The organism is Winogradskyella sp. (assembly GCF_016744625.1).
Taxonomy (GTDB): Bacteria; Bacteroidota; Bacteroidia; order Flavobacteriales; family Flavobacteriaceae; genus Winogradskyella.
Genome location: NZ_JADGDZ010000019.1, coordinates 1 through 25,203, shown reverse-complemented (window position 1 = coordinate 25,203; position 25,203 = coordinate 1). Strand labels below are relative to the sequence as shown.

The 25,203-nt window shown below is 32.5% G+C and carries 21 protein-coding genes; 19 read left to right on the top strand and 2 right to left on the bottom strand.

Annotated elements, in window-relative coordinates; genetic code table 11:
- The first annotated feature begins 1 nt into the window (after position 1).
- The 5 genes from QZZ53_RS06335 to QZZ53_RS06315 all read left to right on the top strand — a co-directional run bounded on the left by QZZ53_RS06335 (position 2) and on the right by QZZ53_RS06315 (position 7,664).
- Positions 2-3,628, top strand: coding sequence for a DUF4175 family protein (locus QZZ53_RS06335; RefSeq protein WP_296382696.1), 3,627 nt, complete (start codon positions 2-4; stop codon positions 3,626-3,628).
- Positions 3,621-4,037 (top strand): rRNA maturation RNase YbeY, encoded by a 417-nt coding sequence (gene ybeY / locus QZZ53_RS06330; protein ID WP_296382694.1) that lies wholly within the window; start codon positions 3,621-3,623, stop codon positions 4,035-4,037. Before QZZ53_RS06335 ends, ybeY begins: the two co-directional genes overlap by 8 nt.
- 74 nt (positions 4,038-4,111) lie before the next feature.
- Positions 4,112-5,983: a tRNA uridine-5-carboxymethylaminomethyl(34) synthesis enzyme MnmG gene (gene mnmG / locus QZZ53_RS06325; RefSeq protein ID WP_296382692.1), complete on the top strand. Its 1,872-nt coding sequence runs from the start codon at positions 4,112-4,114 to the stop codon at positions 5,981-5,983.
- Between the two features lie 77 nt (positions 5,984-6,060).
- Complete coding sequence (locus tag QZZ53_RS06320; RefSeq protein ID WP_296382690.1) at positions 6,061-6,918, top strand: class I SAM-dependent methyltransferase; 858 nt, start codon at positions 6,061-6,063, stop codon at positions 6,916-6,918.
- Positions 6,919-7,130: 212 nt separating this feature from the next.
- Positions 7,131-7,664 (top strand): OmpH family outer membrane protein, encoded by a 534-nt coding sequence (locus tag QZZ53_RS06315; RefSeq protein WP_296382688.1) that lies wholly within the window; start codon positions 7,131-7,133, stop codon positions 7,662-7,664.
- Between the two features lie 31 nt (positions 7,665-7,695).
- On the opposite strand, the gene QZZ53_RS06310 is transcribed toward QZZ53_RS06315, so the two are convergent.
- A complete protein-coding gene (locus QZZ53_RS06310; protein WP_296382687.1) occupies positions 7,696-8,853 on the bottom strand; it encodes a DNA polymerase III subunit delta' in 1,158 nt (385 codons plus the stop codon).
- 86 nt (positions 8,854-8,939) lie between these two features.
- Between QZZ53_RS06310 and QZZ53_RS06305 the strand changes: the two genes are divergently transcribed.
- The 3 genes from QZZ53_RS06305 to QZZ53_RS06295 all read left to right on the top strand — a co-directional run bounded on the left by QZZ53_RS06305 (position 8,940) and on the right by QZZ53_RS06295 (position 12,750).
- Positions 8,940-10,127, top strand: a complete 1,188-nt coding sequence (locus tag QZZ53_RS06305; protein WP_296382685.1) for a phosphoglycerate kinase — start codon at positions 8,940-8,942, stop codon at positions 10,125-10,127.
- A 61-nt stretch (positions 10,128-10,188) separates the two neighbouring features.
- Positions 10,189-11,748 (top strand): LysM peptidoglycan-binding domain-containing protein, encoded by a 1,560-nt coding sequence (locus QZZ53_RS06300; protein ID WP_296382683.1) that lies wholly within the window; start codon positions 10,189-10,191, stop codon positions 11,746-11,748.
- Positions 11,749-11,772: 24 nt separating this feature from the next.
- Positions 11,773-12,750: a DUF4837 family protein gene (locus tag QZZ53_RS06295; RefSeq protein ID WP_296382681.1), complete on the top strand. Its 978-nt coding sequence runs from the start codon at positions 11,773-11,775 to the stop codon at positions 12,748-12,750.
- 54 nt (positions 12,751-12,804) lie between these two features.
- Here the strand turns inward: QZZ53_RS06295 and tatA are convergent, their stop codons facing one another.
- Entirely contained in the window at positions 12,805-12,987 is a 183-nt protein-coding gene (gene tatA / locus QZZ53_RS06290; RefSeq protein WP_296382680.1) for a twin-arginine translocase TatA/TatE family subunit, read from the bottom strand.
- A gap of 113 nt (positions 12,988-13,100) precedes the next feature.
- Here tatA and QZZ53_RS06285 point away from each other — a divergent pair, with 113 nt between their 5' ends.
- From QZZ53_RS06285 to QZZ53_RS06235, 11 genes are all read left to right on the top strand, one after another.
- On the top strand, positions 13,101-13,970 hold the full coding sequence (locus QZZ53_RS06285; RefSeq protein ID WP_296382678.1) for a M23 family metallopeptidase: 870 nt from the start codon (positions 13,101-13,103) through the stop codon (positions 13,968-13,970).
- Positions 13,970-15,472 carry a GH3 auxin-responsive promoter family protein gene (locus tag QZZ53_RS06280; RefSeq protein ID WP_296382675.1) on the top strand — a complete coding sequence of 501 codons (1,503 nt, stop codon included), beginning with the start codon at positions 13,970-13,972 and terminating at the stop codon, positions 15,470-15,472. The genes QZZ53_RS06285 and QZZ53_RS06280 overlap by 1 nt, the downstream gene beginning before the upstream one ends.
- 27 nt (positions 15,473-15,499) lie before the next feature.
- Positions 15,500-17,191, top strand: a complete 1,692-nt coding sequence (locus tag QZZ53_RS06275; protein WP_296382673.1) for a hypothetical protein — start codon at positions 15,500-15,502, stop codon at positions 17,189-17,191.
- Positions 17,192-17,194: 3 nt separating this feature from the next.
- Positions 17,195-18,262, top strand: coding sequence for a hypothetical protein (locus tag QZZ53_RS06270; protein WP_296382671.1), 1,068 nt, complete (start codon positions 17,195-17,197; stop codon positions 18,260-18,262).
- On the top strand, positions 18,259-19,302 hold the full coding sequence (gene rfbB, locus QZZ53_RS06265) for a dTDP-glucose 4,6-dehydratase (protein ID WP_296382669.1): 1,044 nt from the start codon (positions 18,259-18,261) through the stop codon (positions 19,300-19,302). The genes QZZ53_RS06270 and rfbB overlap by 4 nt, the downstream gene beginning before the upstream one ends.
- 8 nt (positions 19,303-19,310) lie before the next feature.
- Positions 19,311-20,174 carry a glucose-1-phosphate thymidylyltransferase RfbA gene (gene rfbA, locus QZZ53_RS06260; RefSeq protein WP_296382667.1) on the top strand — a complete coding sequence of 288 codons (864 nt, stop codon included), beginning with the start codon at positions 19,311-19,313 and terminating at the stop codon, positions 20,172-20,174.
- 1 nt (position 20,175) lies between these two features.
- On the top strand, positions 20,176-20,724 hold the full coding sequence (gene rfbC / locus QZZ53_RS06255) for a dTDP-4-dehydrorhamnose 3,5-epimerase (protein WP_296382665.1): 549 nt from the start codon (positions 20,176-20,178) through the stop codon (positions 20,722-20,724).
- The gene (gene rfbD / locus QZZ53_RS06250) at positions 20,718-21,581 is read left to right on the top strand and encodes a dTDP-4-dehydrorhamnose reductase (protein WP_296382663.1); all 864 of its coding nucleotides are present in this window, start codon (positions 20,718-20,720) and stop codon (positions 21,579-21,581) included. The genes rfbC and rfbD overlap by 7 nt, the downstream gene beginning before the upstream one ends.
- 166 nt (positions 21,582-21,747) lie before the next feature.
- Entirely contained in the window at positions 21,748-23,217 is a 1,470-nt protein-coding gene (locus QZZ53_RS06245; protein WP_296382662.1) for an MBOAT family O-acyltransferase, read from the top strand.
- Positions 23,218-23,219: 2 nt separating this feature from the next.
- Positions 23,220-24,680: a DUF1574 family protein gene (locus QZZ53_RS06240; protein WP_296382660.1), complete on the top strand. Its 1,461-nt coding sequence runs from the start codon at positions 23,220-23,222 to the stop codon at positions 24,678-24,680.
- A 41-nt stretch (positions 24,681-24,721) separates the two neighbouring features.
- Positions 24,722-25,203 (top strand): hypothetical protein (locus QZZ53_RS06235; protein WP_296382658.1); only part of this gene is annotated, 482 nt, incomplete at its 3' end.

Here is a 25,203-nt window from a genome sequence, read left to right as displayed (position 1 = left end):
TATGAGCAATTTCGAAACTATAAAAAACAAACTAGAGCAGTTCATTAAAAGGTATTATACCAACGAACTACTTAAAGGAGCGATTCTTTTTTTCGCTATTGGTTTATTGTATCTTATCGTGACATTGTTTGTAGAATACATGCTTTGGTTAAACCCAACAGCGAGAACTATTCTTTTTTGGACATTTATTGCCGTAGAACTAGGGCTCTTCATTAAGTTTATAGCAATTCCGTTATTAAAACTTTTTAAACTAAGGCAAGGGATAAATCTAGAGACCGCTTCAAAATTGATAGGAAATCACTTTCCAGAGGTTAATGACAAGCTTTTAAACGTGTTGCAATTAAACCAAAGCCCAACGCAATCTGATTTATTGATTGCTAGTATAGAACAGAAGTCTCAAGAATTACAACCAATTCCATTCAAGTCTGCAATTAACTTCAGATCTAACACTAAGTATTTAAAATATGCAGCAATTCCGATTGCAATTTTACTATTGTCTTTTTTAACAGGAAAAATTGATTGGTTTAGTGACAGTTATCAACGTGTGGTAAACTATAAAACCGCTTATGAGCCACCAGCACCTTTTCAGTTTTTTGTGATTAACGAATCACTCCAAGCTATTGAAAATAAAGATTTTAAGTTGAAAATTTCAACAGTTGGTGATGTGATTCCTGAGAATGCACAAATTAAATTCAATGGACAATCTTACTTCTTACAACAATTAGCACCAGGCGAATTTCAATATACATTCAGTCTTCCAAAAGAATCTATTGAGTTCAGCTTATCAGCTAATGGCGTAGAATCAAAACGATATCTTCTAGATGTTGTAAATACACCAAACTTGGTGAATTTTGAAATGGTTTTAGACTATCCATCACACACTAGAAAGCAAGATGAGGTTTTAAAAAGTACAGGATCTGCGGTAATTCCTGAAGGTACAAAAGTAACCTGGAAGGCAAAGACAAAATCTACAACAGGAGTTCGGATTTATGCAGAAGACACCTTGAACTTTACGCTAAATAATGCTGATAATTTTGAAGCTTCTAAACGTTTATATAAGAACTATAATTATAGCATTACAACCAGTAATGACAATTTAAAAGATTATGAGAACCTAGCTTACAACATTAATGTTGTAAGAGATATCTACCCAGAATTAAGTATAAAGGTTCAGAAAGATTCTATAGATCAGCAAAGTCTTTATTTCTATGGTCAGGTGAGCGATGATTATGGGTTAAGTAAACTTCAGTTGGTGTACTATCCTGCTGAAGATGAAACCAATAAAATTGTTGAGCCTATAACTATATCAAAATCTAATTTTAGTGAATTTGTAAGTGCGTTTCCGAATCGATTAAACCTAGAAGAAGGAGTGAGCTATCAGTTATATTTTGAAGTGTTTGATAACGATGCTCTTCATAATTATAAACGAACCAAGAGTACTGTATTTACTTACCGAAAACGCACCAAGGAAGAAGAAGAGCAGAAGCAGCTCAATGAGCAAAATGAAACCATAAAGGATATTAGTAAAACATTTGATAAGCTTCAAGAACAAGATAAAAAGTTAGAAGAATTATCTAAAACACAGAAGGAAAAAGAAAGCTTAAACTTTAATGATAAAAAGAAATTTGAAGATTTTCTAAAGCGGCAAAAGAATCAGGAGCAGTTGATGAAAAACTTCAACAAAAAGCTTCAGGATAATTTAGAAGAATTTCAGAATGAAAAGAAAGAGGAAGATCAGTTCAAAGAAGATTTAAAAGAACGTCTCAAAGAGAATGAAGAGCAACTTAAAAAAGATGAAAAATTACTAGAAGAGCTTGAAGAATTAAAGGACAAAATCAATAAAGAAGAGTTTACTCAGAAACTTGAAGAGCTTGCGAAGCAAAACAAGAATAAGAAACGAAGCATGAAACAGCTTTTGGAATTAACCAAGCGTTTCTATGTGATGAAGAAGGCAGAAAAGATTTCTAGCGAGTTAGAAGAACTATCTGAAGAACAAGAAAAATTGTCTAAAAAAGACAAAGAAAATACGAAAGAAGCACAGGAGAAATTAAACAAGAAATTTGAGAAAATTCAAAAAGATTTAGACGATTTAAGAAGAGAAGATAAATTGCTTCAAAAGCCAATGAATTTAGAACGCGATCGATTTTTAGAGGATGAAATAAAATTTGACCAAAAAGAAGCTAAAGAAGCACTTGAAAAACAAGAAGAAGAATTAAGTAACCAAAAACCACAGGAAGCTCAGCAGCAGCAGAAAGCTAAGAAAAATCAGAAGAAAGCAGCTAAGAAAATGAAGCAAATGAGCGAGATGATGAAAAAGAAAGCTGGAGGTGGCGGAGGAGGTGGAGACCAAGCTTCTGAAGATATTGATACACTTCGTCAAATATTAGAGAACTTATTACTCTACTCATTTGACCAGGAGTCACTTATGAATACATTTAATGAGATTGATATTAATAATAATAAGTACGGAAAGCATATAATTGAACAAAGTAACCTTAGAGAGCATTTTGAGCATATAGACGATAGCTTATTTTCATTATCGTTAAGACAACCAAAGATTTCGGAAAAGGTTAATTCACAAATTACTGATGTTTATTTTAATATAGATAAGGCACTTGGTCAATTGACAGAGAATAGGTTATATCAAGGTGTAGCATCGCAACAGTACGCAATTACAGCAAGTAACGAATTAGCAAGTTTCTTAAGTGATGTTTTAGACAATATGGAAATGTCTATGAATTCATCGCCTGGTTCCGGAAGTGGAGGCGGAGAACAGCTTCCAGACATTATTATGAGTCAAGAAGAGCTTAATAAAAAAATGGAAGAAGGCGTTAAAAAAGGCAAAGAAGGCAATGAGGGAAAAGAGGGTGAGGAAGGCGAAGAAGGTAAGGAAGGACAAGGTGAGAAACCTGGTTCTGAAGGTAAAGATGGAAAAGAAGGTGAAGGAGAACAGCCAGGTGAAAAAGGTAAGTCTGGTAAAGAAGGAGAAAGCGGTGAGAGTGGTGAGGATGGCAAGAGTGGAAAACAACAAGGGAAAGGTGGTGAAGGAGGACAAAGTGGTGAGAACGGAAACCAAAAAGGTGAAGGTGGTCAAAGTGGAAAAGAAGGAGAGAACGGAAAAGGCGGCAAAGATGGGAAGAATGGTAAAAACGGAGGTGAAGGACCTGATGGTGAAGGGGAAAAGAATGACGGTTACGGTGAAGGTGGAAGTGAAGAGCAAAATGGTGAGTTGTTTAAGATTTATCAACAACAACAGCAATTGCGTCAGGCATTAGAAGATAGACTAGCTAAGGATGGAAAGATTGAATCCGCAGGACAGCTAATTAAGCAAATGGAAGAGATAGAGCTCGATTTATTAAACTCTGGCTTTACCAATCAAACACTTCAAAAAATGATGGATGTGCAGCATCAATTATTAAAATTAGAGAATGCTACATTTATGCAAGGTCAAGATACTAAGCGTAAATCTGAAACCAATAAGAAACAATTCAATCAAACGAATCAGAGTCAAATACCAACTGCGAAACAATATTTTAATACTACAGAAATATTAAATCGTCAAGCACTACCTTTGCAGAATCATTTTAAGAAAAAGATTCAAGAGTATTTTAAAAGCAACAATGATTAGTTTTAATTACGAAACCGATTTTAATTTAGATAATACAGAGCAGTTTTCAGAATGGATTACAAAGACCATTTCTGAAGAAGATTGTAGAGAAGGAGAGATTAATTATATCTTTTGTTCAGATGATTATTTACTACAATTGAATGTGGATTTTTTAGATCACGATACGTTAACGGATATTATTAGTTTCGATTATTCGGTAGGAAAAGAACTACATGGGGATATTTATATTTCTGTTGAACGCGTGAAAGAAAATGCGTCAGATTTTAAGGTGTCTTTCAAAGATGAAATATCTAGAGTGATGATTCACGGAGTGCTTCATTATTGTGGTTATAAAGACAAGTCTGAAGATGACAAAAAGGTGATGCGCTCAAGGGAAGACCATTATTTATCTAAACGAAAATGGAATTAAGAATTCGCCTTATATTTGCGAGCTGAATTTTTTAGAATATAATTGTTCCACGTGGAACAAAAGAGAATTGAATTATGTTTAACGAGATATACGATGTTATTGTAGTTGGTGCTGGTCACGCAGGTAGCGAGGCTGCCGCTGCTGCTGCAAATATGGGAAGCAAGACATTGTTAATCACTATGAATCTTCAGAATATCGCTCAGATGTCTTGTAATCCTGCAATGGGCGGAATTGCTAAAGGGCAAATTGTAAGGGAGATTGATGCATTAGGTGGCTATAGTGGGATTGTGTCTGACACTTCTGCTATTCAATTTAAAATGCTTAACAAATCTAAAGGACCTGCAATGTGGAGTCCAAGAGTGCAATCTGACCGAATGCGTTTTGCAGAAGATTGGAGAATGCTTTTGGAAGGGACAGAGAATCTTGATTTTTATCAAGAAATGGTTTCGGGTTTAATTGTAGAAAATCATAAAGTCGTAGGTGTAAAAACATCGCTTGGAGTAGAAGTTAGAGGGAAGTCAGTTGTGCTTACTAACGGAACATTTTTAAATGGTTTAATTCATATTGGTGACAAAAACTTTGGTGGAGGAAGAGCAGGTGAAAGAGCTGCAACTGGAATTACGGAACAACTCGTAAATCTCGGCTTTGAGTCTGGTAGAATGAAAACAGGAACACCTCCAAGAGTGGATGGTAGATCCTTGGATTTTTCTAAAATGATTGAGCAACCTGGAGATGAAAACCCACAGAAATTTTCTTATTTAGACACAACTAAAATATTAAAAGAGCAGCGTTCTTGTCATATGACTTACACGAGTGAACAGGTTCACGATTTATTACGTGAAGGTTTTGATCGTTCGCCAATGTTTAACGGAAGAATAAAAAGTGTTGGACCAAGATATTGTCCATCAATAGAAGATAAGATTAATCGTTTTGCAGATAAGGATAGACACCAATTATTTGTAGAACCAGAAGGTTGGAATACTTGCGAATATTATATTAATGGTTTCTCTACATCGTTACCAGAGGATGTTCAGTTTAAAGCTCTGCGTTCTGTAGTGGGTTTTGAAAATGTGAAATTCTTTAGGCCTGGTTATGCGATTGAATATGATTATTTTCCACCTACACAATTAAAGCACACACTAGAAACCAAGCTGGTTGATGGTTTGTATTTCGCGGGACAAATTAACGGAACCACTGGTTATGAGGAGGCGGCATCTCAAGGACTGATGGCTGGCATAAATGCAAGTTTAAAAACTCAAGAAAAAGACCCTTTTACATTGCAAAGAGATGAAGCTTATATTGGTGTTCTTGTGGATGATTTAATAACAAAAGGAACAGAGGAGCCATATCGTATGTTTACCTCTAGGGCCGAATATAGAACATTACTAAGACAAGATAATGCTGATTTTAGATTGACACCAAAAGGATATAAATTAGGTTTAGCTTCTGAAAAACGCTTAAAGCGAATGGAAAAAAAGCAATCTAAATCTGATGCTTTTGTGCAATTTTTTAGAGACACAAGTGTAAAGCCAGATGAGGCAAATCCTGTTTTAGAATCAAAAAATTCAACACCAGTGAAACAGCAAGACAAAATGTTTAAGTTGTTTGCAAGACCAAACATTACGATTGACGATGTTCGGAAATTTAAAGCTGTTGAGAATTACATTCAGTCAAATGAATTAGATACTGAAGTGATTGAGCAAACTGAAATTCAAGTTAAATATGCTGGCTATATAGAGAAAGAAAAGAACAATGCGGACAAGCTAAATAGACTCGAAAATTTAAAAATACCAAAGGGTTTTGACTACTCAAAATTAAAATCTATGAGTATAGAGGCTAGACAGAAACTTGAGAAAATACAGCCTGTGACAATATCTCAAGCCTCAAGAATCAGCGGAGTTTCACCTAATGATGTTTCAGTTTTATTAGTTTATTTAGGAAGATAAATTAATGTTCCACGTGAAACAACCCATAATAGTTTAATGTTTTTTGTCATTCTGAACTTGATTCAGAATCTATTTAAATGAATAACAAATCAACATATCTAACTGTAAAAGACCATTCCGTTTCAGGAGAAGAGTTTCGGTTAAAGCATAATTTGGAATTGGATATGTTAGAAACATTTCCAGAACCAGAAGTAGACAAACTTTCGGATTATTATAAAAGCGAAGATTACATTTCACATACAGACACTAAGCGAAATTTATTAGAATATGTTTATCATTCTGTGCGTCAAATTGCCTTAAAGCGAAAATTGAAATTGATTAATTCTCTTCGTTCTGAGTCAAAAAACTTATTAGATATAGGATGTGGCACAGGTGACTTTTTAGAAACAGCTTTAAAGTCTAATTGGAATATAACAGGAATTGAACCCAACGAACAAGCAAGGCAAATTGCAAATTCTAAAACCAATAACTCAGTTTTCAAAATAGAGTATTTAGCAAAACTAAAACCAAATAGTTTTGACGTCGTCACCCTTTGGCATGTATTAGAACATTTACCAAATTTAGAAATGCATACAGCATTATTGAAGTCACTCTTAAAACCAAATGGAACTTTAGTTATTGCAGTTCCTAATTTTAAAAGTTACGACGCAGAGTATTATAAAAACTTTTGGGCAGCTTATGATGTGCCGAGACACCTTTGGCATTTTTCTAGAACATCGATTTCAGAATTATTTAAAAGAGAAAATTTAGAATTGCTAAAAACGCTTCCAATGATTTTTGATGCGTATTATGTGAGCTTACTTTCCGAAAAATATAAATCAGGATTTATGAATCCATTCAAAGCATTCTGGATTGGGTTTAGATCAAATCAAAAAGCAAGGAGATCAAATGAGTACTCATCCCATATTTACATCTTAAAAAGCGGCAATTCTTAATACGAGAATCGTTATTCTTTAGTTAGACAACAAAACACCCAATCATAAACAAGAAAAAAGAAAGGCGCTTAAAATGCTTTATTTGAACTTGTTCTTCATAGTTTTTTAAAATAACACCTTTCAATCATCATAGATTTTATTAATAGTATAAAAATTGGTTAAATCTCAGATTAACTTTTATACATTTGCAAAAATTTAATTAGAATATAATCATGAGAAACATAATTATCGCATTAGTTGTTTTGGTAACTTTTTCATCTTGTCAGCAACAACAAAAAATCGCGTTTGTAGATAATACAAAAGTGGTAAACGAATTTAACAAGAAAGTAGAGTTTGAGGCAAAGTTTAAAACAAAGATTGAAGCTTTTAATAAAAAAGCAGATAGTTTAAATCAAGCTATTCAAATGGAAGCACAATTGTTTCAGGGACGTGCTGCTAAAATGAATCAGAAAAAGGCAGAAGAAGAGTACAATGTATTACTTCAGAAAAAACAAATGCAAGATTACCAAATAGGTAATGAAGAAAAAGCACTTCAGGCAGAAGGTCAAAAACAAATTGATACTTTAGTGAAAGAAGTAAAAGCGTTTATAAAAGATTACGGTAAAACTAATGGTTATACCTTTATCTTAGGAGCAAATGAAGCAGGAAGCGTTTTATACGGAGCTGACGCAACAGATATTACGGATACTATTTTGGCATCTTTAAATAAAGGAGACAAAAAGGAAGAGGTTAAGACTGAAGAGTAATCTTTCTTTAATAAAGAAATTAGAGCCGAGCTTACGCTTGGCTTTTTTTATGTAATAAACGCGTTAGTTTAATTGATAAATCTGTAAGAATAATCTTAGAGTTTCCGTTGCGTTCTATATGATAAATAGCATCTTGTAGCTCATTAGAAATATCTAAAATGTTAGAATCATGAACAAAAGGAGCGAATTTTTCAAGTTTAAAATCTTCAGTTTTTGGCTCTAAGTAAACTAGGTCGTTTGCCTTATAATTCATGAGTAGCGCTTGTCTAAAATAGTTTAAGCAAAAACCTAAAAACTTCTTTTGCGTTTCTCGTCCTGTCTTAGCGATTTCTTCGGACCACGAAATTAAATCGTGAATAGCACTCTTATTGCCTTTTGCCTTAAAAGCAGATCTTACCCAAAGTATAAACCATTTTTCAAACTGAATGTCTTCACTATCTTGATATATTAAATCACAAGCTTTATTAAAATTACCATTAGCTTGGTGTGCAATTTTCGTGGCAACAGAAGTTTCAATATGGTATTTATTTACTAAAGCCTCTGTAATAGCATCTTCTGCTAAGGGAGGGAAATGCAAAACTTGACATCGAGACCTAATTGTATTTATAATCTGCTCTTCGTCTTCTGCAATAAGAATAAAAACCGTTTTTTCTGGTGGCTCTTCGATTAATTTTAAAAGCTTATTTGCAGAAGCTGTATTCATTTTTTCAGCCATCCAAATGAGCATTACTTTATGACCACCTTCGTAAGATTTAAGTGCTAATGATTTTACAATTTGTAAAGCTTCATCCACACCAATTTGTCCTTGTTTATTATCAACACCTAAAAGTTTATACCAATCAAATAAATTACCATAAGGCTGCTGATCTATAAGTTGTCTCCATTCTTCTAAATAAAAACTGGAAACAGGCTTACTTTTTACTTTATCACTGGTAGTAACAGGAAATGCAAAATGAAGATCTGGATGCGCAATAGTTTTAAACTTTAGATTACAAGAGTCATTTCCTCCAGTATTTTCGCCATTAGAGTTGCCGCATAAAATATATTGAGCATAGGCTAAAGCCATAGGTAGCGTACCAGAACCTTCTGGTCCAACAAATAATTGTGCATGCGCAATTCTGCCAGCATCAACACTAGTTGTGAGGTGGTTTTTGATGTGTTTTTGTCCTAAAACTTCAGAAAATAACATAAAGCAAAACTATGTAATTTTTTTATCCTTTCTAATCTTTATATTTGTTCATCAAAATAAATAAATTTCACACCTATTTTACACTCATGAAGACCTTAAACGATTTCAACTTTCAAGATAAAAAAGCACTAATCCGTGTCGATTTCAACGTGCCATTAAATAATAATTTCGAAGTCACAGATACTACAAGAATTATGTCTGCAAAACCGACAATTATTAAAATATTAGAAGATGGAGGAAGTTGTGTTTTAATGTCTCATTTAGGAAGACCTAAAGGTGTACAGGATGAGTTTTCTTTAAAACACATTATAAATAAAATTGAAGATATTTTAGGTGTAGAAGTGAAATTTGCGTCTAACTGTGTTGGTGAAGAAGCAGAGGAAAAAGCAAATGCTTTACAAGCGGGAGAAATTTTATTGCTAGAAAACTTACGTTTTCATGAGGAAGAGAAAAAAGGAGATAAAACCTTTGCGGAGCAGTTATCTAAGTTAGGTGATATTTATGTGAATGACGCATTTGGAACAGCGCATAGAGCACACGCGTCTACTACAATTGTTGCTGAGTTTTTCCCAGAAAATAAATGCTTTGGAAGTTTATTAGCTAAAGAAATTGAAAGTATTAAAAAGGTAATGGAAGATGGTGAAAAGCCTGTTTTAGCTGTGCTTGGAGGAGCAAAGGTGTCTTCAAAAATTACAGTAATAGAAAATATTTTAGATAAAGTTGACCATTTGATTATTGGAGGCGGAATGACATTTACCTTTGTTAAAGCACAAGGGGGAAGTATAGGAGATTCTATTTGTGAAGACGACAAAATGGAATTAGCTTTAGATATAATGAAACAAGCAGAAGCTAAGGGTGTGAAAATTCACATTCCAGTAGATGTTGTTGCTGCTGATGCTTTTAGTAATGATGCAAATACGCAAATTGTAGATGTAAATCATATTCCTGATGGTTGGCAAGGTTTAGATGCTGGACCAAAATCTTTAGCAAATTTTGATACTGTTGCCAATGAATGTAAAACGATTCTTTGGAATGGACCTCTTGGAGTTTTTGAAATGGAAAACTTCGCAAAAGGAACAATTACTTTAGGAGATTCTATTGCAAACTCAACTAAAAATGGAGCTTTCTCACTTGTTGGTGGAGGTGATTCTGTTGCCGCAGTAAAACAATTCGGTTTTGAAAACAAAGTGAGTTATGTTAGTACTGGTGGTGGAGCTATGCTAGAAAGTTTAGAGGGTAAAACTTTACCAGGAATTGCAGCAATTTTGGACTAAAACTCTAAAAAACACTATTTTAGGACTATTAGCGTTTAAAACAAAACATCAAATTAGATTTATGACAGTTAAGACAATTTTATCTGCTTTACTTTGTATGGCTGTGTTTTGTGGGTTTTCTCAAACGAAAACTGACAGCATTATAAAAACAGAGGTTAGGCCAATAAAGGTTAATGACTCGGTAATTGATGGTAAACTAATCGTTCCAAAAAAAGTCATTCCCGCTGAAGTTGATTCTTTAGGGATTAAAAGCCTTCATGATTTACCAGAGGCTGCAGAATTAGATCAAAAGTGGTTAAATGAACTTTATAGCACTTCGCTTTTTGATACTATTTATAAATCAGTTTCAGAACTTACATATGAACCTGTAAACTATCCGCAACTTACAACTGATACCTTAAAGGCAAGATTAAAACGCTTAAATGCTAGAACACCTTTTAATGTAGAATATAATTCGTCTTTAGAAAATGTTATTAAAGGTTATCTTAAACACAGACGAACTTCTATGGAACGCTTAATGGGATTAAGTCATTTCTATTTCCCGATGTTTGAGCAAGAATTTGATAATTACAACATTCCATTAGAGATGAAGTATTTGTCTATTGTAGAATCGGCTTTAAAGCCAAGAGCACGATCTAGAGTAGGAGCAACGGGTTTATGGCAATTTATGTTTGCTACAGGTAAGGAGTATAAATTAGATGTAAGTAGTTATGTTGATGAACGCAGTGATCCAATAAGATCTACAACTGCAGCAGCACAATATTTATCGCGTTTATATAGAATATTTGGTGATTGGGATTTAGCATTAGCCGCTTACAACTCTGGGCCAGGAAACGTAAATAAAGCGATTAGACGTTCTGGCGGTTATAAAAACTATTGGAACATACGTCAGAATTTGCCAAGAGAAACTGCAGGCTATGTTCCAGCTTTTTTAGCAACGATGTACATTTTTGAATTTGCAGAAGAGCATGGTTTTAAACCAGAACGACCAGCATTTCAGAATATTCAAACTGACACTATCCATGTAAAGCAAATGATTACTTTAGATCAGGTAGCAGAAACTACAGGAGTTAAAATTGAGGAATTACAGTTTTTAAATCCATCATATAAATTAGATATTATTCCAAAGGTAGAAGGGAAAACCTATGTGTTACGATTACCAAGGGAAGCTGTTGGTGTTTTCGCTGCTAATGAGGATAAGATATATGCTTTCGCCAACGCTGAGTTTAATAAGCGTGAAAAGCCTTTGCCACAAATATTTAATGCGGATACCAAGGTTAGATATCGCGTGAGAAATGGTGATTATCTAGGGAAAATTGCAAGAAAATATGGCGTACGTGTGAGTCAAATAAAACGCTGGAATGGTCTTAGAAGCAACAACTTAAAAATAGGACAACGTTTAACCATTTACCCAAGAAACCCAAGCACATCTTCATCGTCACAATCTGTTAAAAAAGTAGTGAATACAACTGGTAAAAAAACCTATAAAGTAAAGCCTGGCGATTCACTTTGGAGTATTGCTCAAAAATTTTCTGGTGTTTCTGTTCAAAATATTAAAGATTGGAACGATATTAGTAGTAGTAAACTCAAAATAGGAATGACACTTGTGGTGTCTAAATAAATAAACCAACAAAAACCTAAACTTATGAGAGCTTTATATTCTGTATTATTTTGTGTATTGATATTGGCATGTGGCGAAAAAAAAGAGGATAATAGTATATATCTTCCTGCATCAAATGGAAATTTAAACAGTATTTCTGTAGTCGTTGATAATCAACTCTGGGAAGGCAGTGTAGGTGAGAGTATCAGAGATATTTTTGCAGCTCCTTTAAATGGTTTACCTGTTGATGAGCCGTTATTTAGTATGCGTCAAATTCCACCTCAGGTATTTGATGGTTTTGCTACTAGAAGTAGAATTGTACTTAAAATTGAAAAAGGTAACATTGCCTCAACAACTAAAATTGTAAACGAGGCTTTTGCTAAACCACAAACTGTAGCTGTTATTGGAGGAAAAACAAACCAAGATATTATTGATCAACTTAAAGAAAATAAAGATAAAATAGTTGATGCTTTTAATAAAGAGGAGGTTAAAGAGAAGCAAAGACGAATAGGTTTATCATTGTTAGCAGATGAAGAAATGGAAAATAAACTTGGGTTTACTATTAATATACCTTCTGCATATAAAATATTTAAACCGAGTGATGATTTTTTCTGGCTTAGAAAAAATCTTAGTAATTCTAAAACCATAGAATTGATGATATACGAAGTACCATTAGAAACAATTTCTAAAGGAGATAGTACAGTTGTAGACTTTGTTAAAATGAGAAATGGAATTACTAAGACTAAAATACCTGGTGAAGACGGTATTTTTATGGAGGTACAAGGCGATTATGCACCAGCTTTATTTAATACAATAATAGACAACAAGCCAGCTTATGAGGTTAGAGGTATATGGAGAATGAATGGCTTTACAATGGCAGGACCATTTATAACCTATGCTATTGAAGATAAAATTAATAATCGTTATTTAGTTGCAGATGGTTACGTTTATGCACCATCACTAGAAAAGCGAGATTATGTTTTTGAGCTAGAATCCATGATTAAATCTATAATTATAAAATAACAAAAAAGCCAACTTTATAAAAGTTGGCTTTTTTTATGTTGTTACAAAAAGGTTTTATTCTTTTTCTTTGCTATCAGTTGATTCGTCTTTACTCGCGTCTTTAAATTCCTTAATTCCACTTCCTAAACCTCTCATTAATTCTGGGATTTTTCTTCCTCCAAAAAGTAACAAAACAACTACCACAATAAGAATTACCTGAGGCGCTCCAATTGCTAACGGGACAATGTTTAAACTCATAATTTTTAATTTAGACTACAAAGTTAGTAATTATAGTTTAATAATGGCGTTGTTAAATCAACTTTAGGAGGTTATCATTATGGTATTTCACTATTTTAACTAATTTTGTTTTGATGGCAAAAGAGAAAAAAAAAGAAAAGAAGTTTGCTAAAAAGTTACTTCATAAGTACCGTTTAGTTATCTTAAACGAGGATACTTTTGAAGAGCGATTTGCGATTAAATTGACACGCCTTAACGTCTTTATACTAACATCAATTTCTGCAATTTGTCTTGTTGTTTTGACTATTTTACTGATTGCTTATACTCCGTTGCGAGAATATATACCAGGCTATTCTTCCGCGAAGTTGAAGAAAGAAGCTACTATATTGAACTACAAAACAGATTCGTTGGTTCGTGAGTTAGAACTTAACAAGAGTTATTATGCTTCTATAAGAAAAGTATTAACAGGTGATGTGGCAACAGTAGATTTTAATAGAGACTCTATAATAGCAGCGACACAGAATGATATAGATATTCTGCAGGTTAAAACTAATAAGGAAGATTCACTACTTAGAGAAAAGGTAGAAAAGGAGGATAAATATAATCTTTTTGAATCTGCTGGAGATAGATCTAATTATGTACTATTTCCACCAGTTAATGGGACGATTTCAGAAGGGTATAATATTGAAGAAAAACACTTTGCTGTGGATGTTGTCATTGCAATAAACACACCTGTAAAAGCTACTGCAGATGGTACAGTGATATTTGCCGAATGGACAGTAGAAACAGGTTATGTAGTTATTATAGAGCATAACCAAGAATTAATTTCCGTATATAAGCACAATTCCGCAATTACTAAAACCCAAGGAGATTTAGTAAAAGCGGGTGAAGTTATAGCTATGTCTGGTAATACGGGAGAATTAAGCACAGGGCCACATTTGCATTTCGAACTTTGGAGTAAGGGCTACCCAGTGAATCCAACTAATTTTATCGACTTTCAATAATGCCATCAGTTAAAGCCACACTTTCCAAACCTTTTGCAAAATATATTGCAAAGCGCATTAAAAAATGGTCATCTAGACCAGTTGAAACACAACAAAAGGTGTTTAAAAACCTTATTTCTGAAGCAGCACACACCGTTTTTGGTAAAGATCATAGCTTCGGTAAAATTCAATCTCACCAAGAATTCAAGACCAAGGTTCCTATAAGAGATTATGAGGAATTAAAGCCTTATGTAGAACGTGTTGTTGCTGGTGAAGAAGATATTCTTTGGAAAGGAAAACCGATTTACCTTGCAAAGACTTCTGGTACAACATCTGGAGCAAAATACATTCCCATTACTAAGGAAAGCATGCCAACACATGTGGAAGCAGCAAGAAATGCGATTTTACTGTACATCCACGAAACAGGGAATTCAAAGTTTGTAGATGGTAAAATGATTTTTCTTCAAGGAAGTCCAATTTTAGAAGAAAAAAATGGAATTAAACTAGGTCGATTGTCTGGAATTGTAGCACATTATGTCCCAAAATATCTTCAAAAAAACAGAATGCCAAGTTTAGAAACTAATTGTATTGAAGATTGGGAAACTAAAGTTGAAGCTGTTGTTGAAGAAACAGTAAATGAAGATATGACGATTATTTCTGGAATTCCATCATGGGTTCAGATGTATTTTGAAAAACTAATGCAAAAGACTGATAAGAAGGTTGGTGATATTTTTAAGAATTTTAATTTGTTCATTTTTGGCGGTGTTAATTATGAACCTTATCGTGCTAAATTTGAAAAGCTAATAGGAAGAAAGGTTGACAGTATTGAGTTATATCCTGCTAGTGAAGGTTTTTTTGCATTTCAAGATAAGCAAGATGAAAAAGGGATGTTACTTCAGTTAAATTCAGGTATTTTTTATGAGTTCGTTGAAGCAGACCGTTTTTTCGATAGCAATCCTGAGCGCATAACTATTGCAGATGTTGAGTTAGGTGTTAATTATGTAATGATTATCTCCACTACAGCTGGTCTATGGGCATATAATATTGGTGATACTGTAGAGTTTACATCATTAAAACCCTATAGAGTAATCGTAAGTGGTAGAATAAAACACTTTATTTCGGCATTTGGAGAACATGTTATAGGAAAAGAAGTAGAACAAGCTTTAAGGGAAGCGACGGAAAACACATCTATCTCTGTAAATGAGTTTACAGTTGCGCCACAAATAAATCCTAAAGAAGGTTTACCGTACCATGAATGGTTTATAGAGTTTGAAGAAGAGCCAGAAGAAGAGCGAATTTTGATAGAGGCTCTAGAACAGTCATTACAACAACAAAACAGCTATTATTTAGACTTAATTGAGGGTAAAGTATTAAGATCTATAAAAATCACAAAAATTAAAAAAGGAGGCTTTCATACTTATATGAAATCTATTGGAAAATTGGGAGGACAGAATAAAATTCCTAGATTGTCTAACGACAGAAAAATTGCTGACCAACTGTATCAACTCAATTTAACGAAATAACGCTATATTTGCAGGTTAAAATAGCCTATGAGTACAACTAAGAAAAATCACGAAAGAACAAGAGCGCAAGAAAGCTCTAGCGCCATAGAACGCATGTATATTACAATGCGCCACCTTTTTAATCGTGGATTTTACAAACCTATGGGAGTTTCTGGTGAAACTTTACGTGAGGCTTTACTTCTATTGAGACCAGAAATTTATGGTTCTATCGGTGATGAAAAAGCAGAGTTAGAAGGTTTACTTTATGTTGTAGATCGTTTACCTCAAGGTATAGAAGAATGTACCTTTATAAACCTCACAAGTGATGAGGGTTATGCTAATTCTCATTTTAAACCAATAATTCCACCAAAGAGAAGACGAAATTGTTATCGTATTGATGATGAGCAGATGAATATTGAAATTACGAGAGGGCGTTCTGAGATATATGATATATTAACGCATCTTACATTTCTATTTGTTGAGTCGCACAAAATCAGTAAACGTGTTATTATAAATGAAGAAGGAGCAACAGTAAGAGATTGGCAGAAGCTTGAGAGTGCCGTTAGTTCAACTAAAAAATTAACGCAAAAAGAACGAGAGATTGCGATTACGCATACTGCAAACATCCTTGGTAGAACATTTAATGAGTTAACTGAAGCTTATCCAAAATTTGCTACTGAAAATCAGCCAGAACGCTTATTACATATTGTGTATTGGTTAGGTAAGTTAGCAATAGAAGAAACTGTTAATAATAACAAGCGTACGATTACTTTTAGTCCAGTTTTAAGAGAACGCTTAGGTCACCACATTCACGGAGAGATTTGGGCAGATACTATTAAATCTGTATTGCATAAAAACGGATTACTAGAAAGACCTATACATATTATTAGTGCTAATATGCATAGTGTAATGAATTCTCTATTTGCTAAAGGAACGCTCAAAGGGGCAGATGCTAAGAAAGATATTTTTGACACTTACGAAGCTCTTAGTGACTCAAAAAATGGCACCTTACGCAATAAAGTAGAAAAATCAGCGTTGCAACACGGAATGCATTATATAAAGGACACTTCGGGAACCAACATTGATGTTCAAATCTTTGATACAGATAAAATTGATTTTTCTAAGTCAGAATTCAAATACTTAGAAGAGCACAAGGAAAATAAGGCCGTTATATTTGTTATGGATTATGCGTTTGGAGAGCAAGCTTATGAAACTTTAGATGAGTTTTTAAAACCGATTAAAGTAGAGGGCAAACAAGTGCATTTAGATGTAAAGTCTATTTCTATCATGGGTAAAGCAGGCATTTTAGAAGGAGGCAAGGGAGACGTTATGATTCCTTCGGCACATATTTTTGAAGGTACAGCGGATAATTATCCATTTAAAAATGAGCTAAGTAAAAACGATTTATTAGATTGCGGTGTTGATGTTTTTGAAGGCACTATGGTAACTGTTTTAGGTACTTCACTTCAAAATAAAGAGATTTTAAAGTTCTTTAAAAACTCAACATGGAATGTTATAGGTTTAGAAATGGAAGGAGCGCATTATCAAAAAGCCATACAAGCAGCATCTAGAGTAAGGGGAAGCATTAATGAAGACGTTAAAGTAAGATATGCATATTATGCTAGTGATAACCCACTAGAAACAGGTAGTACATTAGCTTCTGGAGGCTTAGGTACATCTGGTGTTAAACCAACATATGTTATAACAAAAAAAATACTAGAACAAATATTTAATTCTTAATATATGAGCGATAAATTACCGCAGCAAAATCCAAATGAGGAGGTAGAGTTAGGTTTACTACTTAGCTTAATTAAAAGTGCCTTTCGTAAATTTTTTGACTCTATTGCCGCTTTTTTTAAAGGAATATATTCTGTCATTATCCTTTTTCTAACCCATATATTTAAAAGCGCTAAATGGTATGGAATAGCTATATTTTCAGGTTTAGTACTAGGTTATTTTATTGATCATTTTTCTGAAAAAATATATGGTGCTAAAATGCTGGTTGAAACCAATTTTGATTCAGCACATCAAGTATATGAAAATCTTAAATACTTGAATCAATTGGCAGGTGTAGATAATGATTCTACCGAATTATCAACAAAACTAGAGATTACAGTAAAAGAAGCGAGAACTTTAAAAAACTTTAAGATTGAACCAGATATAGATGAAAACGAAAAAATTAGACTTTTTTCTGAATTCAAAGCTGAGTTAGATTCTGTTTCTCGCGAGGAGCTTATATATACCGATTATATTGAATCTTTGAGCTTTTTTAGCTTTTCTAAGCATGAAATAACAGTAACTTCATCAGATAAATTTATTTTTCAAAAGTTAAGAGATAATCTAACTAAAATCTTAACAAATAATGATCATTTGACTTTAATGAAAAAAACTACTTTACAGAATTTAAGCGGTGAAAAAGAGTTTTTGTTAGAGCAACAATCAGAGATGGATTCGTTACTAAAAGAGTACTTAAGGATTAGAATAAAAGCATCAGAAAAAGAAACAGTTTCTGGAACTGGTTCAGGAACAAATTTTTATATGGGCAATGCTCAGGACAATAAATTATTTGTTGATGAAGCTGATTTACTGAGTAAAAAACGAATGATTGAAAAACTAATTAGAGAGATAAACCTTGATCTCGCTAAATCTAAAGAGGTTATAAATGTAATTGCTAAGTTTCCGGATGCAGGCTATGATATTTCTGAATGGACAGAAAAAAAGAAATTTACACTTCCAATCATCTTTTTTAGTTTAACACTTATTGGTTTTATTATTTTAGGTTTAAATAAATACTTAAATCAGAATAGATGAAAATACTCATTACTGGTGGTGCTGGTTTTATCGGTTCACATGTCGTTAGATTATTTGTTAATACATATAAGGACTACCACATATACAACCTAGATAGCCTCACTTATGCAGGAAATTTAGAAAACCTTAAAGATATTGAACACGCATCCAATTATACTTTTATAAAGGGAGATATAACAGATGAAAGTTTTATAAATAATATATTTAAGACGCATTGCTTTGATAGCGTTATTCATCTGGCAGCAGAGTCTCATGTGGATAGATCTATAGCTGACCCATTAGCATTTGTTAAAACAAATGTTATTGGAACTATGATTTTATTAAACGCCTTTAAGGATTGCTGGCATTCTAATTTTGATAACAAATTATTTTATCATGTTAGTACAGACGAAGTCTATGGCTCTTTAGGAGAACAAGGTTTATTTACCGAAACCACATCTTATGATCCAAATTCACCATATTCTGCATCTAAAGCAAGTTCAGATCATTTTGTTAGGGCTTATGGGGAAACTTATTCAGTGCCTTATGTTATTACAAATTGTTCAAATAATTATGGGCAAAATCAGTTTCCCGAAAAACTAATTCCATTATTTATTAATAACATCTTAAAAGGAAAGGAGCTACCTGTTTATGGAGATGGTAACTATACTCGAGACTGGCTCTATGTAGTAGATCACGCCAAAGCTATTGATTTGGTTTTTCATAAAGGAAAAATAAGTGAAACTTATAATATTGGAGGTTTTAATGAATGGAAAAATATTGATTTAGTAAAACTGTTGTGTAAGTTAATGGACAAAAAACTAGGGAATCCGCATGGAAGCTCGATAGGTTTGATTGCCTATGTTAAAGACAGACCAGGTCATGATTTGAGGTACGCTATCGATGCTAATAAGATAAAAAATGAATTGGGTTGGCAGCCTTCAGTGACTTTTGAAGAAGGATTGAGTAATACTATAGACTGGTATTTAGATAATACAGAATGGTTAAATCGTGTTACAAGTGGTGAGTATCAATTATATTACCAAAAACAATATAACTAGCATATAATATGAAAGGAATAATACTAGCCGGAGGTTCGGGAACGCGCTTACATCCCTTAACCCTTGCTGTAAGTAAGCAACTAATGCCTATTTATGACAAGCCTATGATTTATTATCCCTTATCTACGTTAATGTGGTCTGGCATAAAAGATATTTTAATCATATCTACACCACAAGATTTACCTTTATTTGAAAAACTTTTAGGTAATGGCAATAAGTTTGGATGTAATTTCCAATATGCCATACAAGAAGAACCAAATGGTTTGGCTCAGGCATTTATAATTGGTGAAGATTTCATTGGAAATGATAAGGTGGCTTTAATTCTTGGTGATAATATTTTTTACGGAACAGGATTATCAAATTTATTACAAGAAAACAATGATCCGGATGGAGGGATTGTATATGCATATCATGTTCATGATCCAGAACGTTATGGTGTTGTAGAATTTAATAAAGAAGGGAATGCCGTTTCAATTGAAGAAAAACCTTTAAAACCAAAATCTAATTATGCAGTTCCAGGAATTTATTTTTATGATAATTCAGTGGTCGAGATTGCAAAAAACATTAAACCTAGTCATAGAGGCGAATTAGAAATCACAGATGTTAATAAGACTTATTTATCTCAAGGGAAATTAAAAGTTAGTGTGTTAGACAAAGGCACAGCTTGGTTAGACACAGGCACGTTTAAATCTTTGATGCAGGCTTCTCAATTTGTTCAAGTTATAGAAGAACGACAAGGCTTAAAAATTGGCGCCATCGAAGAAGTAGCATATAGAATGGGCTATATTGATAAAAATCAGTTTAGAGTATTAATTGAACCATTAATTAAAAGCGGTTATGGTAAGCACCTATTAAGTCTACTACCAAAATAATATGTTAGTAACAGAAACTAAATTGAAGGGATGCTTTATCCTTCAACCAACGATTTTTAAGGATAAAAGAGGCTACTTTATTGAGAGTTTTAATCAACAAACATTTAATGATTCCTTGGGTTTAAAAGTTAATTTTGTTCAAGACAACGAGTCACAGTCTTCTAAAGGCGTTTTAAGGGGTTTACATTACCAGACAGGTAATCACGCACAAGCTAAATTAGTAAGGGTGGTTAAGGGCAGTGTTTTAGATGTTGTAGTTGATATGCGAGAAAGTTCAGAAACTTTTGGAGACCATTTTTCAATTGAACTTAATGTAGAAAACAAAGCACAATTGTATGTACCTAGAGGGTTTGCACATGGATTTATTGTATTAGAAGATGAGACTATTTTTAGCTATAAGTGCGATAACTTATATAACAAAGCATCTGAAGCAGGTATAATTTATAACGATAAGGATTTGAATATTAATTGGGAATTGCCAGAAAAAAATTTTATTATTTCAGAAAAAGATTTGGTGCTTCCAAAGTTTAAAGATGCTCAAATATGTTAACTGTACTTGTTACTGCAAAAGATGGTCAACTGGCACAATGTATTGAAAGTATAGCGCCAAAACATCCAAACCTTAAATTTATATTTAAGTCGTTTTCTCAGCTAGATATTACTAACTTCAAACAGGTTAATTCTGTTTTTAACAGTTCAGAACAATTTGATTATTGCATCAATTGCGCTGCTTACACAGCTGTTGATAAGGCTGAGACTGAAATAGAAAAGGCTTATGATGTTAATGTTTTGGGTTCTAAAAACTTAGCTGAAGTTTGTCGTAAACATAAAGTCACTTTATTTCATCTTTCAACAGACTTTGTGTTTGACGGTAAAACTCTACAGCCGTATTTGGAGGATAGCATTACAAATCCATTAGGCGTTTATGGTGATACTAAATTAAAAGGAGAGAACGCAATATCAGAAACGCTCGAAAATCATTTTATTTTAAGAACATCGTGGTTATATTCAGAGTTTGGCAACAATTTTTTAAAAACCATGCTCAGATTAGCTAGAGAGCGAGATGAGATTAGTGTTGTAAGTGACCAAATAGGAAGCCCAACCTATGCAAAAGATTTAGCGGAGGTTATCCTGAAGTTTATAGAAACTAAAAATACGTCTTATGGTTTATATCATTACAGTAATGAGGGAGCTATAAGTTGGTATGATTTTGCAAATGAAATTTTTAAAAAGACAGATAAAGATATTAGATTAAATAAAATTAAAACCAAAGATTATCCAACTCCAGCAGAGCGCCCAAAGTATAGTGTGCTTAATAAAGAGAAGATCACTAATATTCGTGGTGTTTCAATCCCAAATTGGAAGGATAGTTTAGCAGAGGCAATTGCAAATCTCAAAGAAGAATAGTTTCGTATAGTTAAAAGAATAGTGTGTGCTTAAATCGATCTCATATAGAAGAATTATGAAATAAAAGATATATGCCCAACAAGAACACTACCATTTTATTTAGCGAATATGCAAATGCTATTTCACAATAGATTCTGTTATAAAAATGATATAAACACCAATTTAGATGCTATTTAACTCAATAGATTTTGCAATATTTTTCCCAATAGTTTTTGTTATCTATTGGATTGTTTCAGGCAAATTAAAAATAAGAAATATTGTTGTTTTAATATCTAGTTATATTTTTTATGGTTGGTGGGACTGGCGATTTCTTTTTTTAATTGCCATAAGCACATTAGTAGATTTTTATGTTGGGAAAAAATTAAGTATCACTGAAAATAAAATAACTAGGAAAAAGTTATTATTTATTAGCCTAGCTGTTAATCTAGGATTTTTATTTTATTTTAAGTACACTAATTTTTTTATTGACACTTTTGTAGAATCATTTAAGCTATTTGGAAAAACGTTAGAAGTTTCAACTTTAAATATTATACTCCCAGTTGGTATAAGTTTTTACACATTTCAAACTCTAAGTTATACGATTGATATTTACAGAAAGCGTTTTAAACCTACAGACGACTTAATAGCTTTTTCTGCTTTTGTCGCTTTTTTTCCACAGTTAGTTGCTGGTCCAATTGAAAGGGCGTCTCATTTGTTGCCACAATTCTTCAAAACATATAAGTTTAATTATGCGTTAGTAAAGTCTGGGCTTTTGTTGATGGCTTTTGGGTTGTTTAAGAAAATGGTTATTGCTGATAGAGCGGCTTTATATGTAAATGAAGTATATAATAACCCCTCGAATTATGAAGGTGTAGAAACCATTATGGCAACTGTATTATTTGCTTTTCAGATATATTGCGATTTTTCAGGATATTCTGATATCGCTATAGGTGCAGCCAGAACGATGGGATTTGATTTAATGAAGAACTTTGATAGTCCATACTTATCAAAATCTATTACTGAATTCTGGAGAAGATGGCATATCTCTCTATCTACATGGTTTAGAGATTATGTTTACATACCTTTAGGTGGAAGTAGAAAAGGTGAATTTAGAACGTATTTCAATTTATTTTTAGTGTTTTTAGTCAGCGGTTTATGGCATGGGGCGGCAATGACTTTTGTTATTTGGGGAGCTATACATGGCATCATAATCGTTATAGAGAAGGCAATATCAAAAAATAAAGAGCGTGTTTTTAGAAAGTTAAATATTAATAAAGAAAATATATCTAACAGACTAGTTTTCGTTTTTATTAATTTTGTTATTGTGTGTTTTGCATGGGTGTTTTTTAGAGCAAATTCATTTGCGGATTCAAAATTAATAGTAGCTGGTTTTTTTAATAATAATTTTGATGCATTATTTGGAGATGAAATCTATCTCATTGGTTTGCAGGATAATGAATTTAAACTATTAATATTTGCAATTATAGGATTAGTTGTTGTTGAAAGATTTCATCGTAAACGGAGCCTTGTTAAAATTCTAAACCAACAGGCTTTACTTTTTAGGTGGAGTGTTTATGTGTTGATAGCCTTGTTTATTATGATTTTTGGTGTTTATGGAGACAATAACATATCAGAATTCATTTATTTTCAATTTTAAGAATGAAAAAGAAAAACTTAATTCATTTATTGTTTAAATCCGGGTTATTTATAATTCTCATGGGGTTTTTAACTATGACATGTGCATTTATGTTTGGCACTCAAAACTCTGGTGATTTAACTTGGAGTGCATTTTATAAACAAAAAAAGAACTCCATTGATTTGTTGTTTTTTGGAAACTCTCACTTAGGAAATGGTTTAGATTTAAATATAGTAAACGCTAAAACCAAATCTAAAGTTTATACGCTTTATAGCTCAGGGCAAACACTACCTCAAACATATTATAATATTAAAGAAGCTTTAAAATATCAGACCCCTAAGTTAATTGTTATTGAAACGTTTGCCATTTCTAGTGATACTATCTATTATTTTAATGAACCAGTAAGTGATAAAAACATACCATTAAAGGCTAAACTACAGAGTTTTGACTCTAAGAAACTCAGCTTAGTAAAAATAGAAGAATACAGAGATTTATATAAAGGAGAAGAAATAATACCAACAATTTTTCCGTTAATTAGAAATCATTCTAATTGGGCTGATTTAGATTTACTTAAAGGGAATTTGGCTAAAAAAATGAAACCTAATTCTGAATACTATTTCGGGTGCTCAAACTCAATCTGGCCATTAAGTGAAAGCAAGATTGAAGAATATAGAGCTAAAGATTTTGGTAAACAAGAATTTAAAATTTCTAAATACCAAAGATCTTATTTTAATAAAATTATTGAATTAGCAAAAGATAATAATATAGAAGTATTACTAGTAACAATACCATATTTTAAAGAATACAGAAAAAAAATAGATTATAAGTCTGTACATAATTCAATGATAGATTTGGCATTAAAAAACAATATAAAGTATTTAGATTTAAATCACATTTTCCCGGATTTGTCTTATCAGTATTTTACAAATGAACCCGTAGGGCATAATCAACATTTAAGTTATAAAGGAGGTATTGTTGTTAGTAATTATTTATCTAAATACATTAATAATAACTATAAATTTAAGACTGATAATGCAAATAAATCTCTCCCAGAATATTATTTATATAATAAAATTAAAAGAGAAACATTAAATAACGGAGACAAGATTATTGGTAATTTAGATGCAATAAATGGAACAAAAAACACAAAGTACGCTTCAACCCAAGGAAAAGGCCCAATAGTTTTAGATGGCTGGATAGCAATAGAAGGTAAAAGTTCAAAGTTTAATGAATTGTTTATAGCATTAGTAAGAGATAATAATTTTATTTACGTTAGTAAACCAAACCAATTAAAAAGTAAAAACAGAAAAGATGTTACCAAATATTTCAATGAAAATAATAACTTATACGATGACTCTGGGTTTCTTATAAATATTGACAGTAAATTACTGGAATTAGGACGATACAGCCTTTATATGGTATTAAGAAATAATAAGGGAGAAGTTCTAATAAAAGACACTTTTAAAACCGTAGAGATACTTTAAATAATATCTTAAGGTCATCATTTTAACTAAAAACGAATAATATGAAAAGAATTATTTTAGCTCTAATCGTTCTTGGGTTTCTATCTTGTAAAGAAGATAAAGGAAATAGCACTCAAAAAAAAGTAATAGAAGAGGTAGGTGTTGAAAAGCGTAAAACAAAAAAAGAAGATATTTTCAAAGTAACACTTAATATAAAGATGTTAGAAGATGATAAAATAGAACTATTCTATTTGGGGGAATTTCAAGACGGCAATTTTAATTCTAAGGAAAGAGTCGCAAAATACATAAAAGGTAATAACGAATTTCAGATTATTGAGCTAGTTTTACCAAAGGGTATAATTCCTTATCAATTTAGAATTGATATAGGTGATAATGTAAATAAACATGAAACACAAGTTGATATAAAGTCAATTAATTTAGAATTAAACGAAAACATTATTAATATAGACAACACATTGTTAAACAGTTTTTTTCATCCTAACCGATATTTGGAAAAAAACAACACAGGGTATTTGAGAAGAGT

Coding starts and splice junctions, on each gene's coding strand:
- QZZ53_RS06240 (WP_296382660.1), top strand. CDS start 23,220: ATGAAAAAGAAAAACTTAATTCATTTATTGTTTAAATCCGGGTTATTT.
- tatA (WP_296382680.1), bottom strand. CDS start 12,987: ATGAGTTTAAACATTGTCCCGTTAGCAATTGGAGCGCCTCAGGTAATT.
- QZZ53_RS06245 (WP_296382662.1), top strand. CDS start 21,748: ATGCTATTTAACTCAATAGATTTTGCAATATTTTTCCCAATAGTTTTT.
- QZZ53_RS06305 (WP_296382685.1), top strand. CDS start 8,940: ATGAAGACCTTAAACGATTTCAACTTTCAAGATAAAAAAGCACTAATC.
- QZZ53_RS06285 (WP_296382678.1), top strand. CDS start 13,101: ATGGCAAAAGAGAAAAAAAAAGAAAAGAAGTTTGCTAAAAAGTTACTT.
- rfbA (WP_296382667.1), top strand. CDS start 19,311: ATGAAAGGAATAATACTAGCCGGAGGTTCGGGAACGCGCTTACATCCC.
- QZZ53_RS06315 (WP_296382688.1), top strand. CDS start 7,131: ATGAGAAACATAATTATCGCATTAGTTGTTTTGGTAACTTTTTCATCT.
- ybeY (WP_296382694.1), top strand. CDS start 3,621: ATGATTAGTTTTAATTACGAAACCGATTTTAATTTAGATAATACAGAG.
- QZZ53_RS06280 (WP_296382675.1), top strand. CDS start 13,970: ATGCCATCAGTTAAAGCCACACTTTCCAAACCTTTTGCAAAATATATT.
- QZZ53_RS06310 (WP_296382687.1), bottom strand. CDS start 8,853: ATGTTATTTTCTGAAGTTTTAGGACAAAAACACATCAAAAACCACCTC.
- mnmG (WP_296382692.1), top strand. CDS start 4,112: ATGTTTAACGAGATATACGATGTTATTGTAGTTGGTGCTGGTCACGCA.
- QZZ53_RS06320 (WP_296382690.1), top strand. CDS start 6,061: ATGAATAACAAATCAACATATCTAACTGTAAAAGACCATTCCGTTTCA.
- rfbD (WP_296382663.1), top strand. CDS start 20,718: ATGTTAACTGTACTTGTTACTGCAAAAGATGGTCAACTGGCACAATGT.
- QZZ53_RS06295 (WP_296382681.1), top strand. CDS start 11,773: ATGAGAGCTTTATATTCTGTATTATTTTGTGTATTGATATTGGCATGT.
- QZZ53_RS06275 (WP_296382673.1), top strand. CDS start 15,500: ATGAGTACAACTAAGAAAAATCACGAAAGAACAAGAGCGCAAGAAAGC.
- QZZ53_RS06335 (WP_296382696.1), top strand. CDS start 2: ATGAGCAATTTCGAAACTATAAAAAACAAACTAGAGCAGTTCATTAAA.
- QZZ53_RS06270 (WP_296382671.1), top strand. CDS start 17,195: ATGAGCGATAAATTACCGCAGCAAAATCCAAATGAGGAGGTAGAGTTA.
- QZZ53_RS06300 (WP_296382683.1), top strand. CDS start 10,189: ATGACAGTTAAGACAATTTTATCTGCTTTACTTTGTATGGCTGTGTTT.
- rfbC (WP_296382665.1), top strand. CDS start 20,176: ATGTTAGTAACAGAAACTAAATTGAAGGGATGCTTTATCCTTCAACCA.
- rfbB (WP_296382669.1), top strand. CDS start 18,259: ATGAAAATACTCATTACTGGTGGTGCTGGTTTTATCGGTTCACATGTC.